This window comes from Hydrogenophaga sp. NFH-34 (genome assembly GCF_021401345.1).
Classification (GTDB): domain Bacteria; phylum Pseudomonadota; class Gammaproteobacteria; order Burkholderiales; family Burkholderiaceae_C; genus Hydrogenophaga; species Hydrogenophaga electricum.
In genome coordinates this window covers 230,004-243,759 of the sequence record NZ_JACBGE010000002.1, presented here as the reverse complement: position 1 = coordinate 243,759, position 13,756 = coordinate 230,004, and the positions used below count along the sequence as shown (strand labels likewise).

13 protein-coding genes and 1 tRNA gene are annotated in these 13,756 nt (G+C 62.1%); 13 read left to right on the top strand and 1 reads right to left on the bottom strand.

Features of this window, described 5'->3' with window-relative positions; translation table 11 throughout:
- The first annotated feature begins 211 nt into the window (after nt 1-211).
- From aceA to L0977_RS02965, 13 genes are all read left to right on the top strand, one after another.
- Nucleotides 212-1,543: an isocitrate lyase gene (gene aceA / locus L0977_RS03020; protein ID WP_234263225.1), complete on the top strand. Its 1,332-nt coding sequence runs from the start codon at nt 212-214 to the stop codon at nt 1,541-1,543.
- A 163-nt stretch (nt 1,544-1,706) separates the two neighbouring features.
- A complete protein-coding gene (locus L0977_RS03015; RefSeq protein ID WP_234263224.1) occupies nt 1,707-2,531 on the top strand; it encodes a glycosyltransferase family 2 protein in 825 nt (274 codons plus the stop codon).
- 211 nt (nt 2,532-2,742) lie between these two features.
- On the top strand, nt 2,743-4,650 hold the full coding sequence (gene thrS / locus L0977_RS03010; RefSeq protein ID WP_234263223.1) for a threonine--tRNA ligase: 1,908 nt from the start codon (nt 2,743-2,745) through the stop codon (nt 4,648-4,650).
- 37 nt (nt 4,651-4,687) lie between these two features.
- Nucleotides 4,688-5,350 carry a translation initiation factor IF-3 gene (infC, locus tag L0977_RS03005; protein ID WP_234263222.1) on the top strand — a complete coding sequence of 221 codons (663 nt, stop codon included), beginning with the start codon at nt 4,688-4,690 and terminating at the stop codon, nt 5,348-5,350.
- A gap of 184 nt (nt 5,351-5,534) precedes the next feature.
- Nucleotides 5,535-5,738 (top strand): 50S ribosomal protein L35, encoded by a 204-nt coding sequence (gene rpmI / locus L0977_RS03000; protein WP_234263302.1) that lies wholly within the window; start codon nt 5,535-5,537, stop codon nt 5,736-5,738.
- A gap of 24 nt (nt 5,739-5,762) precedes the next feature.
- Nucleotides 5,763-6,125: a 50S ribosomal protein L20 gene (gene rplT, locus L0977_RS02995; RefSeq protein ID WP_234263221.1), complete on the top strand. Its 363-nt coding sequence runs from the start codon at nt 5,763-5,765 to the stop codon at nt 6,123-6,125.
- 122 nt (nt 6,126-6,247) lie between these two features.
- Entirely contained in the window at nt 6,248-7,321 is a 1,074-nt protein-coding gene (gene pheS, locus L0977_RS02990; protein WP_234263220.1) for a phenylalanine--tRNA ligase subunit alpha, read from the top strand.
- Between the two features lie 33 nt (nt 7,322-7,354).
- On the top strand, nt 7,355-9,778 hold the full coding sequence (pheT, locus tag L0977_RS02985) for a phenylalanine--tRNA ligase subunit beta (protein WP_234263219.1): 2,424 nt from the start codon (nt 7,355-7,357) through the stop codon (nt 9,776-9,778).
- A 35-nt stretch (nt 9,779-9,813) separates the two neighbouring features.
- Nucleotides 9,814-10,140, top strand: a complete 327-nt coding sequence (locus L0977_RS02980; RefSeq protein ID WP_234263218.1) for an integration host factor subunit alpha — start codon at nt 9,814-9,816, stop codon at nt 10,138-10,140.
- A 135-nt stretch (nt 10,141-10,275) separates the two neighbouring features.
- On the top strand, nt 10,276-10,710 hold the full coding sequence (locus L0977_RS02975; RefSeq protein ID WP_234263217.1) for a MerR family transcriptional regulator: 435 nt from the start codon (nt 10,276-10,278) through the stop codon (nt 10,708-10,710).
- Nucleotides 10,711-10,745: 35 nt separating this feature from the next.
- A tRNA-Pro gene (locus L0977_RS02970) sits at nt 10,746-10,822 on the top strand.
- Between the two features lie 351 nt (nt 10,823-11,173).
- On the top strand, nt 11,174-11,530 hold the full coding sequence (locus L0977_RS25665; protein ID WP_442786604.1) for an IS3 family transposase: 357 nt from the start codon (nt 11,174-11,176) through the stop codon (nt 11,528-11,530).
- Complete coding sequence (locus L0977_RS02965) at nt 11,469-12,473, top strand: helix-turn-helix domain-containing protein (protein ID WP_234263216.1); 1,005 nt, start codon at nt 11,469-11,471, stop codon at nt 12,471-12,473. The genes L0977_RS25665 and L0977_RS02965 overlap by 62 nt, the downstream gene beginning before the upstream one ends.
- A 26-nt stretch (nt 12,474-12,499) precedes the next feature.
- On the opposite strand, the gene L0977_RS02960 is transcribed toward L0977_RS02965, so the two are convergent.
- Entirely contained in the window at nt 12,500-13,630 is a 1,131-nt protein-coding gene (locus L0977_RS02960; RefSeq protein ID WP_234263215.1) for an FAD-dependent oxidoreductase, read from the bottom strand.
- Between the last annotated feature and the right edge of the window lie 126 nt (nt 13,631-13,756).

Sequence of the window (13,756 nt, the reverse complement as noted above, 5' to 3'; positions counted from 1 at the left end):
CTGCATTGCGGAAAAATTTCTCAATACAAGAAAACAAATTTTGTATTGAGAAAAATTGTTGAAATGTCTTTGATTTAAAAGAGAATAAAAAAGTCTTGTATAAGACATAAGAGCTTTCCTGTGTCTTCTATAAGACTTAAAGTGAAGCCATCGACACAGCCAGCAAGGCCTGAGCTGATCGACCTCTTCACCAACCTCACGGAGTCCCGACATGCCCCAATCCCTGAAAGAGCAACTCAGCCGTCAGCAGCAGATCGAAGCCCTCGAAAAAGACTGGGCCAACAACCCCCGTTGGAAGGGCGTCAAGCGTGGCTACACCGCGGCCGATGTGGTTCGTCTGCGCGGCAGCCTGCAGCCCGAATACACGCTGGCTCAGCGTGGTGCGGAAAAACTCTGGGACAAGATCAACGGCGGCGCCAAGAAGGGCTACGTGAATGCTTTCGGCGCGATCACCGCTGGTCAAGCCATGCAGCAGGCCAAGGCCGGCCTGGAAGCCGTGTATCTGTCGGGCTGGCAAGTCGCTGCCGACGGCAACACCTCGGAAACCATGTACCCGGATCAGTCGCTGTACGCCTACGACTCCGTGCCGACCATGGTTCGCCGCATCAACAACACCTTCAAACGCGCTGACGAAATCCAGTGGGGCCGTGGTGTCGAGCCGGGCAGCGCTGAGTTCATCGACTACTTCCTGCCCATCGTGGCCGATGCAGAGGCCGGTTTCGGCGGCGTGCTGAACGCCTTCGAGCTGATGAAGAACATGATCGCTGCCGGCGCCTCTGGCGTGCACTTTGAAGACCAATTGGCTGCGGTCAAAAAATGTGGCCACATGGGTGGCAAGGTGCTGGTGCCGACGCAGGAGGCCGTGGAGAAGCTGATCGCCGCGCGCTTCGCCGCCGACGTGATGGGCGTGCCGACCATCGTGCTGGCCCGCACCGATGCCGAGGCCGCCAACCTGATCACCAGCGACCACGATGCCAACGACAAGCCCTTCCTCACCGGGGAGCGCACGCAGGAAGGCTTCTTCCGCGTCAAGAACGGTCTGGAGCAGTCCATCAGCCGCGGCGTGGCCTACGCCCCCTACGCCGATCTGGTGTGGTGTGAAACTGGCGTGCCCGACATCGGCTTCGCCCGCGAATTCGCCCAGGCCGTGCATGCTGCCTGCCCCGGCAAGCTGCTGAGCTACAACTGCTCGCCCTCGTTCAACTGGAAGAAGAACCTCAACGAAAAACAGATCGCTTCCTTCCAGGAAGACCTGTCCGCGCTGGGCTACAAGTTCCAGTTCATCACCCTGGCCGGTATCCACATCAACTGGTTCCAGACCTTCCAGTTCGCCCATGCCTACGCCCGGGGCGAAGGCATGAAGCACTACACGGAAATGGTGCAAGAGCCTGAGTTCGCCGCTCGTGAGAAGGGCTACACCTTCGTGTCGCACCAGCAGGAAGTCGGCGCAGGCTACTTTGACGACGTGACCACGGTGATCCAGGGTGGCTCGTCCAGCGTCAAGGCGCTGACCGGTTCGACCGAAGAAGAGCAGTTCCACTGATCCACGGCATCAGTCGGGCATCTCAAGCCCAAGGCGTGAGCCTTGGGCTTGTTTGTTTGCATGCGGTGATGGTCGCAGGCCTTCCAGGTGCTGTGTCGTGCGGGGTGTGTGGCATGGCAGGAGGGGTTTATATTCCGTCGCTGCCGATCGCTGGTCCCGTTACATGAACAATCTTTCGATATTCCTTGCTTCCTGTCAGGACACCCATGGTCGGGAAAAGGGGGCGCCCGACGACGCGCCTGTGCTTGACATCCTCATGGTCACATACCGGAGCGAGGCGTTCGAGCGAGCGGCCATCGACAGCATTCGTGCCAAAACGGATGTGCCCTACCGGTTGACCGTGATCGACAACAACGCGGACAACCGCAGCCTCACGCAGATCTGGAATGCGTTTGCCAGACAGTCGCGGGCGCCGTACCTGTGTTTCGTCAATCCGGACATCATTTGCGGCGCCGGCTGGGCCAGTGCGCTGCTGCGTGCCTTGGACATGCCGTCGGTCGCGGTTGCCAGCCCCTCGATGCCCTACCGGGGTGGTGGCGCGGGGGATCCTTGCTCCAGATTGCAGGCGCTCGATGCGCCTGAGGTTTTTGACGCAGCAGGAAGCCTTATCGAGGCCCAGATGGATGCCCTTGCGAGCCAGCTTCCCTCCATCGTTCTGGACGATCCTTACGGCTATGGGTATTGCTATGGCGTGCGCAGGGACTGGATGGTCAGTCTGGGCTATTTTGACGAATCGTTTGTCTACTACGGACAGGAGACGGATTTCAGCTACCGCACGATTCTGGCTGGCCGGCGGGTGGTGTGCGTCAAAGACTCGCTCGTCTATCACATGGGGCAGGGAAGCTCTAACGGCGCCAAAACGCCCGAGCTCTTGGTGGCCAACCGGCGTGCCCATGTTCTGTTGCGTGACAAACATCCTTCCTGGTCGGTGCTCCTCGGCTGGTACGCGGACGCACGAGAGGGGGCTCCGGGGCATCCGCTCGGCTGAGCATCGGGTGATAGCGGTTGGCCGATGTATGAGAGAATGCAAGGCAGTTTGATCAGCAAGATCGAGAAAGGCATTCAGGTTATGACACCGCGAACTACACCGGAGGTGGTTTTTCTGGCCCTTTGAGGCCTGCAGTTCGCGCCTGCCCGATTTCTTGCTCCTCCCTCTCCTAGCGCGGCCTCTGCCGCGCTTTTTGTTTTTCGGATACGCCATGTTGCACATCACGCTTCCCGATGGTTCCCAACGCGAGTTTCCCGGGCCGGTCACGGTCGCCGATGTCGCTGCCTCGATCGGCAGTGGCCTGGCCAAGGCTGCGTTGGCCGGCAAGATCGGTGACAAGATGGTGGATACCAGCCACCTCATCAGCCAGGACAGCCCGTTGTCCATCGTCACGGCCAAAGATGCCGATGGTCTTGAGGTGATCCGTCACTCGACCGCGCATTTGCTGGCTTATGCGGTCAAGGAACTGTTTCCCGAGGCACAGGTCACTATCGGTCCGGTGATCGACAACGGCTTCTATTACGACTTCTCCTACAAGCGCCCCTTCACGCCCGAAGATTTGGTGGCGCTCGAAAAGCGCATGACCGAACTCGCCGCCAAGGACGAGCCTGTGGTGCGCCGTGTGCTGCCGCGTGACGAGGCGGTGGCGTACTTCAAGGGTTTGGGTGAGCATTACAAGGCCGAGATCATCGCCAGCATTCCCAGCAACGAAGACGTGTCGCTCTATCGCGAAGGGGCGTTCGAAGACCTTTGCCGGGGGCCGCACGTGCCGAGTACGGGCAAGCTCAAGCACTTCAAGCTGATGAAGGTGGCGGGCGCTTACTGGCGCGGCGATCATCGCAACGAGATGCTGCAGCGCATCTATGGCACGGCTTGGGCGAGCAAGGACGATCTGCAGCAGTACCTGACCATGCTGGAGGAGGCCGAGAAGCGCGATCACCGAAAGATCGGCCGCGAGCTGGACCTGTTCCACCTTGACGAGCATTCCCCGGGGACCGTGTTCTGGCACCCCAAGGGTTGGGTGATCTGGCAAGAGGTCGAGCAGTACATGCGCAAGGTGTACCGTGAGAACGGCTACCAGGAAGTGAAGGGGCCGCAGATTCTCGACAAGTCGCTGTGGGAGAAGACGGGCCACTGGGACAAGTACCGCGAGAACATGTTCACCACCGAGTCGGAAAAGCGCGAGTACGCGCTCAAGCCGATGAACTGCCCTGGTCACATCCTGATCTACAAGCAGGGTATCAAGAGCTATCGCGACCTGCCGCTGCGCTATGGCGAGTTTGGCGCCTGTCACCGCAACGAGCCCACGGGTGGTCTGCACGGCATCATGCGCGTACGCGCTTTCACGCAGGACGATGGTCACATCTTCTGCACGGAAGACATGATCCAGGGTGAGGTCCAGGCGTTCACCACACTGCTGCAGAAGGTCTACAAAGACTTCGGCTTCACCGACATCATCTACAAGCTGTCCACCCGCCCGGAAAAACGGATCGGGACCGAGGAGAGCTGGGACAAGGCCGAGGCGGCGCTGGCCGAGGGTTTGCGGGCGTCGGGGTGCGAGTTCACTTATCTGCCGGGTGAGGGGGCTTTCTACGGGCCCAAGATCGAGTACACGCTCAAGGATGCGCTGGGGCGCGAATGGCAGTGCGGCACGATCCAGGTCGATCCCAATCTGCCGGAGCGCCTGGATGCGGAGTTTGTCGGTGAGGATGGCAGCCGCCATCGCCCTGTCATGCTGCACCGGGCCATTGTCGGCAGCTTGGAGCGTTTCATCGGTATCTTGATCGAACAGCATGCGGGCGCGCTGCCTGCATGGCTGGCCCCTGTGCAGGTGGCGGTGCTCAATATCACCGATTCCCAAGCCGATTACTGTCGCGAAATCACCGAAATGCTGCAAAATCAAGGGCTTAGGGTGGCTCTTGATCTGCGCAACGAAAAAATTACGTATAAAATACGGGAGCACGCGTTGCAAAAGCTGCCTTTTATCCTTGTCGTGGGCGACAAAGAGAAAGCTGCTGGAGCCGTGGCCGTGCGGGCGCGAGGCAACAAAGACCTCGGTGTCATGCCGCTGGAGGACTTCTCCAGGCTTGTGGCGGCAGATATAGCTTCCAAGGTGTAAATCCTTCCGGAGCCGCATAGGCTGTTGCTTCCTTCGTATGTGCGTCCCCGATGGGGATGTCGCCGTTTTTTTAACTTGCCCATCCAAGGAAACCGCCATAGCTACCAATTTTCGCGACCGCCGCCAGCGTGAAGAGCGTGCACACCGCCTGAACCGAGAAATCATGGCTCCGGAGGTTCGCCTCAATGGACCGGAAAACGAGCCACTGGGCATCGTGAGTCTCCAAGAGGCGTTGCGCATGGCCGGTGAGCTGGATGTGGATCTGGTGGAAATTGCGGCAACGGCCACTCCGCCGGTTTGCCGGCTGATGGACTACGGCAAGTTCAAGTACCAGGAGCAGAAGAAGGCGGCTGAGGCCAAGGCCAAGCAGACGGTCATCGAGATCAAGGAAGTCAAGTTCCGTCCCGGTACCGACGACGGCGACTACAACATCAAGATGCGCAACATCCGCCGTTTTCTGGACGACGGTGATAAATGCAAGATCACGCTGCGGTTTCGCGGTCGCGAAATCACCCACCAGGAGTTGGGTCTCGCACTGCTGAATCGCATCCGGGACGACCTGGGTGATGCGATCATCGTCGAGCAGTTCCCCAAGCTGGAAGGGCGGCAAATGATCATGATGATCGCGCCTGGACGCAAGAAGGCTGGTGGTGGTTCCGCTCCCAAGGCGGCTGAAGCGCCAGCTGGGCAGGCCGCCTGATTGAGGCAGGTCGGTTGAACAGAAAGGGGTGATAAGGTCTTCGGGCCTTTTCATCGCAGGCCAGGGTGAAAACCATGGCCGATCGGGGGCTCTTTCGGGAGCCTCATCAGAAGTGTCTCGGGGCCAACAAGTTCGCGGAAGGTTCGCGGCGCCTCACGAGCACAAACAAAACAGGAGCATGAGAATGCCCAAAATGAAGACCAAGAGCAGCGCGAAAAAGCGTTTTCGCGTTCGTCCGGGTGGGACCGTCAAGCGCGGTCAAGCCTTCAAACGTCACATCCTGACCAAGAAGACCACCAAGAACAAGCGCCACCTTCGCGGTGCGGTGACGGTGCATGAGACCAACATGGGTCACATGGCACAGATGCTGCCCTCGGCTGGCCTGTAATCACGACGAACAAGGAGAACACACATGCCTCGCGTCAAACGTGGTGTCACGGCTCGCGCCCGACACAAGAAAGTTCTGGCTCTGGCCAAGGGTTTCCGCGGCCGTCGCGGCAACGTCTTCCGCATCGCCAAGCAGGCGGTGATGAAGGCGGGCCAATACGCCTACCGTGATCGCCGTACCAAGAAGCGCGTTTTCCGCCAACTGTGGATTGCGCGTATCAACGCTGGTGCCCGTGCTTGCGGCCTGACGTACAGCCAGTTCGCCAATGGCCTGAAGAAAGCCGAGATCGCCATCGACCGCAAGGTTCTGGCCGATCTGGCCGTCAACGACGTTGCTGCCTTCAACAGCATCGTGGAACAAGTCAAAGCCAAGCTGGCCGCCGCTTGATTTCCGACGGCCGAGGGCTGCCTCTTCGGTAGCTTGGCGGTCACGTCGTTTGAAGGGGTTGAGGCTTGAGCGGTTTGCCGCCGGCTTCAGCCCCTTTTTCATTGTTTTGCCGAAAGACACACATGAACGAGTTGGATGTTCTGGTGGACGGTGCCCGGGGTGCGTTTGCCCAGGCCACCACACCGGCCGATCTCGAAAATGCCAAGGCGCTGTACCTGGGCAAGTCGGGCCGCATCACGGAGCTGATGAAGGGCATGGCTGCCTTGTCGGTCGATGAGAAAAAGACCCGGGGGGCAGCGATCAATGTGGCCAAGCAGGCGATTGAAGCGGCGTTGACCGAGCGGCGCCAAGCCCTGGCCGATGCCGAGTTGCAGGTTCAGCTGAAAGCCGAAGCGCTCGATGTGACTCTGCCGGGGCGCCAGCGCGGGCAAGGTGGCTTGCATCCGGTCAGTCTGACGATGGAGCGCATTGAGGCGATCTTTGCCTCCCAGGGGTTCGATGTGGCCGATGGTCCCGAGATCGAAACCGACTGGTTCAGCTTCACAGCCCTGAACAACCCGCCCAACCACCCGGCGCGTTCCATGCAGGACACGTTCTATGTGGACGGCCGCAGTGCCGATGGGTTGCTGCTGCCTCTGCGGCCGCATACCAGCCCCATGCAGATCCGGTATGCGCATGCGCACGTGCGCAAGCACGGGAACGGTTTCGATCCGCGTTCCGGCCAACTTTTTGGTGGTGACATGCCCGAGATTCGGGTGATTGCTCCTGGGCGTACCTACCGGGTGGACAGCGACGCGACCCACTCGCCCATGTTCCACCAGTGCGAAGGTCTCTGGATCGGTGCGAATGTGAGCTTCAAGGATCTGAAAGTGGTCTTTACCGACTTCTGCAGGACCTTCTTCGAGAGCGATGACCTGGTGCTGCGCTTTCGCCCCAGCTTTTTCCCGTTCACCGAGCCAAGTGCCGAAATCGATATCCAGTTCCAGAGCGGCCCGCTGGCTGGCCGGTGGCTGGAAGTGGCTGGCTCCGGCCAGGTGCACCCGAACGTGGTGCGCAACATGGGGCTGGACCCCGAAAAGTACATCGGCTTTGCCTTTGGCATGGGGCCCGATCGCCTGACCATGTTGCGCTACGGCGTCAACGATCTGCGCCTGTTCTTCGACGGCGACATCCGTTTCCTGAAGCAATTCCAGTAAACATCTTCGCGTCGTCGCTTACCGAGTCGTTCCATGCAATTTCCCGAGTCCTGGCTGCGAGCCTTCTGCAATCCGTCCTTGACCAGTCAGCAACTGGCTGACACCCTGACCATGGCCGGTCTGGAGGTCGAAGAGCTGCACCCCGTGGCGCCCGCGTTCACGGGGGTGGTGGTGGGGCAGATCCTGAGTGCCGAGCAGCACCCCAACGCTGACCGCCTGCGTGTGTGCCAGGTGGACGTGGGGCAGGGTGCTCCGCTCAACATCGTCTGCGGTGCACCCAATGCCCGTGCCGGCATCAAGGTGCCTTGCGCGACGGTAGGCGCCTTGCTGCCTCCGGGTGAAGACGGCAAGCCCTTCGCCATCAAACTGGGCAAGCTGCGTGGCGTGGAAAGCCAGGGCATGTTGTGTTCGGCCAAGGAGCTGAAGATCTCGGAAGAGAGCCATGGTCTGCTGGAGTTGGACGACGACGCCGTGATCGGGCGCAACATCCGCGAGCAACTGGCGCTGGATGACATGCTGTTCACGCTCAAGCTCACGCCCAATCTGGCGCATTGCCTGAGCGTGTACGGCATTGCGCGCGAGGTGTCTGCCTTGACCGATACCCCCCTCTTGCAGCCCGAGTTCCCGCCGGTTCCTGCGGGCGTGGCCGACCGTCTGCCTGTGACCGTGCACGCGAGTGACCTGTGCGGCCGTTTCAGTGGCCGAGTGGTGCGGGGTGTGAACACCCAGGCGCAGACGCCGGGCTGGATGGTCGACCGTCTGGCGCGCTGCGGTCAGCGCAGCATTTCGCCGTTGGTGGACATTTCCAACTACGTGATGTTCGAGCTGGGGCGACCTTCACACATCTTTGACCTCGACAAAATTCACGGTGGTCTGCAGGTGCGCTGGGGGCGTGAGGGCGAGCAACTCAAGCTGCTCAACGGCCATACCGTTGTGGTCGACGGCGCCGTGGGCGTGATCGCGGACGACCATCAGGTCGAATCGCTTGCCGGCATCATGGGAGGCGACGCCACGGCGGTGTCCGACGAGACGCAGAACATCTTCATCGAGGCGGCGTTCTGGTGGCCGCAGGCCATTGCCGGCCGGTCGCGCCGCTACAACTTCAGCACCGACGCCGGTCACCGCTTCGAGCGGGGTGTCGATCCGTCGACCACGGTGGAACATATCGAGCGCATCACGCAACTGGTGCTCGACATCTGCGGCGGCCAGGCCGGACCGCTGGACGACCAGACCCTGGCTCTGCCGGAGGGAAAGCCGGTGACGCTGCGCGTGGCGCGGGCGGTCAAGGTCATCGGGATGCCGGTGACACAAGCCCAGTGTGCCGGCGCATTGCGCCGCCTCGGCCTCGAGGTCTCCGAAGGTGACGGGACGGTCACGGTTGCACCGCCGGCTTTCCGGTTTGACCTGCAGATCGAGGAAGACCTGATCGAAGAGGTCGCGCGGGTCATCGGCTACGAGCAATTGCCGACCAATCCGCCACTGGCACCGATCACCGCCAAGCTGCGTACCGAAAGCCAGCGGGGACCGTTTGCCGTGCGCCGCCAACTGGCACAACTGGGCTACCAGGAAACCATCAACTTCAGTTTTGTCGAAGAACGCTGGGAGCGCGAGCTTGCGGGCAATGCCGACCCGATCAAGCTGCTCAATCCGATTGCCAGCCAGATGAGCGTGATGCGCTCGTCCCTCCTGGGTAGTCTGATCGCGGTCCTCAAGTTCAATCTGGATCGCAAGGCCCAGCGCGTGAGGCTCTTTGAACTGGGGCGCGTGTTCCGCAAGGACGCTGCGGTGGTGGACAGCGACACGACCGTGGCGGGTTTCGACCAGCCCATGCACGTGGCCGGCCTGGCCTATGGCGGTGCGGATGGCCTGCAATGGGGAACGGCCGATCGGTTGGTGGACTTTTTCGATGTCAAGGGCGATGTGCAGGCGCTGCTGGCACCGCTGCAGCCCGTTTTCAAACCCGCAGAACACCCCGCTATGCACCCCGGGCGCTGCGCCAGCGTGTGGCTGGATGATCGCTGCATCGGGCATGTGGGTGAACTGCACCCCAAATGGCGGCAGTCCTACGACATGGTCCAGGCGCCTGTGATGTTCGAGTTGGCGCTTGACGCCGTGCTGCGGCGCGATGTCCCGGTGTTCCAGCCCGTCAGCCGCCACCAGCCCGTGGAGCGGGACATCGCCATCGTGGTCAAGGAGTCGGTGTCGCACGATGCCGTCATGGCGACCATCCGTACATCGGGTTTGCCGCTGCTGAGGCAGGCAGCCCTGTTCGACCTGTACCGGCCCAAGAAGCAGGCCGATGGCGTTAGCGGTGCGCTGGCTGCAGATGAAAAGAGTCTGGCGATTCGCCTGACGCTGAGCCGGGACGACGCTACACTGACCGACGACGAAATTGAAGCGTCGGTACAGTCGGTGCTCAAGGCGCTGGCCCATGGTGTGGCAGCGCGCTTGCGCTGACTTGGCCCGCACCACAACAAGACACAGGAGCACACATGGAACTGGCCGTCGAAAGCCTGGAAACGCCCGCGCTGACCAAAGCGCAGCTGGCCGAACTGCTGTTTGACCAGATCGGGCTGAACAAGCGCGAGTCCAAGGACATGATCGACGCGTTTTTTGACTTGGTCACCGACAGCCTGGTCAATGGCACGGACGTGAAGATTTCCGGCTTCGGCAACTTCCAGATCCGGACCAAGGCGGCCCGCCCGGGCCGCAATCCCCGCACCGGGGAGCCCGTGGCCATCGAGGCGCGGCGCGTGGTCACTTTCCATGCGAGCCCCAAGCTCAAGGAGCAGGTGCAAGCTGCGATCACCGGGGCCTGATCGCTGCGCATGGGTGTTTTTCCCGCCTTCAGGGGCGGGAACACAACATGTCGACACCTATTTGCCGATCTGGAGTTTCAGCGCACCGCGCTTAGAGTAAATTTCAAGGTTCGGCTTGTATCGCCTTGATTTTTCATGGAAAACGCGCTGCCACCCATCCCGGCCAAACGCTACTTCACCATCGGTGAAGTGGGCGACCTCTGTGGTGTGAAGCCCCATGTGCTTCGGTACTGGGAGCAGGAGTTCACCCAGTTGCGGCCCATGAAGCGCCGCGGTAACCGGCGCTATTACCAGCATCACGAGGTGCTGATGATCCGGCGCATCCGCGAGCTGCTCTACGACCAAGGGTTCACCATCAGCGGGGCGCGCAACCGGCTTCAGGAGCTTGCAGGCCAACCGGACCGGCATGATGACGCTCCAACCGATGAGCGGTCCGCCGAGGGTGCCGTGCAGGAGGCGGTGCTGGTGCAGACACCGATGAGCGCTGAAAGCGACGGTCCGGGGGGCTGGTTGCCCCGTGTTCGCCAGGAGTTGAGGGAGATCCGCAATCTTCTTGACGAGCCGTTCTGAAAGTGGCTTCAGTCAGGCTATAATCTAAGGCTTGTCGGCGTGTAGCGCAGCCTGGTAGCGCACTTGCATGGGGTGCAAGGGGTCGCGAGTTCGAATCCCGCCACGCCGACCATTTTTTGCGAAAGCCCGGAGTCTCACGACTTCGGGCTTTTTTGTTGCGCCGCGCACCATGGATCATCAGGTTCAGCGGCATATGTGACGTTCCCCGAAAAACCGCGATGGGTCAAAACCATAGGTACGGTTGCTTCCCAAGGCCCCGAGAGAGGCAGGTAGAAGCGATGAAGAAGTCCCGATTCAGCGAGGAGCGGATTGCGTATCCGCTGCCAAGCGCCGCGAGCTGGCCGCCTGGATGCAGGCACGCTTCAAGGTGAGGGTGCACCACTCGTGCCGACGGGCGCTGCTGCAGCGCCCGATCTGGTATGTCAAGTGCGAGGCATGCGACCAAAGTGCGCCTCGATAACGTATCCGGGACATCGCAATGAGCCGGCCGCGGTTGGGTTACCAGAGGGTTCTGGTGATGCTCAAACGGGAGGGCTGGCAGGTGGGCAAGACGCGGGTGCGTCGCTTGTCCCGGCTCGAAGGCCTGCAACTGCGTATGTGTCGCATCCCGGAAGCTCATGAATGCCTGACAAGACCAGGTGCTGCAGAGGTTCGTTCGGGAGGGGCGCGTTGCACAACCCGTTTGTCGGTCTGGTTTTGCCGATCGGGTTTTAATGTCTCATCGGGTCCCAGCGCACAGAAGACCCGTTGGAGACAACATGAAAACCGCCACCGCCGTGCCCGGCAAAGCCTGTCATTTCACGATGGACAGCACCCCTGAGCCACTTCGGGCTCAGCGGTTCCAGCAGGAGATGCAGTCCACCTTCGCCATGCACCTGGCCATCAGCAGCCCGCCTGCCACGCCCTTGACGGCGGAGGTGCAGGGCTACTTCGGTCGCAAACTCCGTTTTGCTGCACTGCGGTTCTCGGCCCATTCCACGGTGTCCACCCGGACCCGGAACGCGAGCGAGTCCCGGTTGCTGGTGTCGTACCACCGGCAGGGGGCCGCCGTGGTGGCGCAAGGTGACCGCGAGAGCCGCGTCGAGGCGGGTGATTTTTTCGTGATCGACCCATCTCGGCCCTTCCACATCCAGACCACCGACAGCGCCGTGCATTCGGTTTATCTGGAGCCCCAGGCCCTGCGCCAGGTGCTGCCGCACTGGGACATGCTGACGGCGCGCGCCATCCGGCCCGGCGTGAAGACCGGCGCGCTGTTCACAGGCCTGCTGGACCAGTTGTTCGCCATGGTGCCCGACATCGGCGAAGACACGGCCGACGACATTGCCGAGGCCTTGCCCCGCCTGCTGGCGCCCGCGCTACGCACGTTGCTGGATGAAACGGATTCTTCCCCCACGCGGCTGAAGACGCTGCATCGCCAGCGCATCCTGGCCTATGTGCGCGACCACCTCTGGGACAGCCAGCTCAGCGCGCTGTCCATCGCGCGGGGTGTCGGCCTGTCGCAGCGCCATGTCTACGAACTGTTCGACGAGCCGGGTGGTCATCCGCTGATGAGGTCGGTGTGGAAACAGCGTCTGGCGCTGTGCCGCCGCGACTTGTCGGCGTCGGCCCTGAGGTCCCGGTCCATCGGCGAGATTGCTTACGCCTGGGGCTTCAGCAATGTGTCGCATTTCAGTCGTGCTTTCAAGGCCGAATTCGGCATCGGCCCGCGAGAGTTCCGTCGGTCCCGGGCGCTGGCAGACGCGGTTCCGGCCATTCGCCGCTGAGCGGTGGCGGTCCCGGCTCGCAGGCCTCAGATGGGCTCTGCGAGGATGCGCAGCGAGCGCTCCACCAGCTCGGCCTGCTCGTGCATCGGTGCACGGGACTGCTCGCGCCGCCCGATCTCCAGCGAGTTCTCCACCACCAGGCGGCAGCGCTCGTAGCGCCGGTTCATGAAGCCCTCGAAGGCCGCCTCGACCGATCCGTTTCGGGCCAGCTCTTCGCCCAGCACCAGGGCGTCCTCCACCGCCATGCCCGCGCCCGAGGCCAGGTGCGGGGTGGTCGGGTGCGCCGCATCGCCGATGAGGATGGCGCGGCCTCTTTCCCAGGGGCGCGGCAGCAGGAAGCCCTCCAGCGGTCTCAGCACCACGTGGGACGACGGATTCAAACCCTCGCGAACGTTCCGCAGCACGCCGCCGTAACCGGCCAGCAGGCGCTGGAGTTCGCCCGGCAACTGATCGTCTGGCATGGGGGGGCGCTTTGGCCCCGTCTCTAGCACGAACATGTACATCTCGTCGCGCGACACCGGCGTGAGCCCGACCTTCAGCGGCCCGCCGAGAAAGAACATGCGGCGCTCCACCTCAGGCGGGCGCGGCACGGTCACGCGCCAGACACACTGGCCGGTGTAGACCGGCCCGGGTGCCTCTGGAAACAGCAGGTGCCGGACTTTGGAAAACACCCCGTCCGCGCCCACCGCCAGGTCGTACCGTCCCGAGGTCCCGTCGGACAGGCAGGCCGTTATCCCGTCGACGTCCGAGTCCAGCCGGTCCACCGTCAGGCCCAGGCGCACCTGCGCGCCGCTGGCCAGGGTCTTCTCGGACAGGATGCGGTGCAGGACCGGGCGCATGATCCCGCCCGAGCCTGGCACGTCATCGTCGGCCACGATGGGCGTGGGCACCACGTGCGAGGGTGCGCCTTGCGCATCGCAGACCTGGATGCCGTCGCCGGTGAAGCCTTCGCGCCGCACCTCATCCAGGATGCCGAGCGCCCCGAAGGCGCGCAGCGTGGGGCCGGTGATCGAGATGCCCGCGCCGTACACCCGCCACTGCGGGTCGAGGTCGATCAGGTCCACGGCCATGCCGATCTTTCTCAGTGTGATGGCGGTGGACATGCCCGCGATGCCGCCGCCAACGATCAAGGCCCTGCGCTTGGATGAGGTGTTCATGGTGTTCGAAAAATGGATGCAGACAAGTGGCCGGGCTGCCCGGATCGGGAGCCGATGCGGGCATTAGGCGTGGGCTGAACAAGGGCCGTCAATGCGACCAGGGGCCTGTCGCCATCCCAGGCAAAA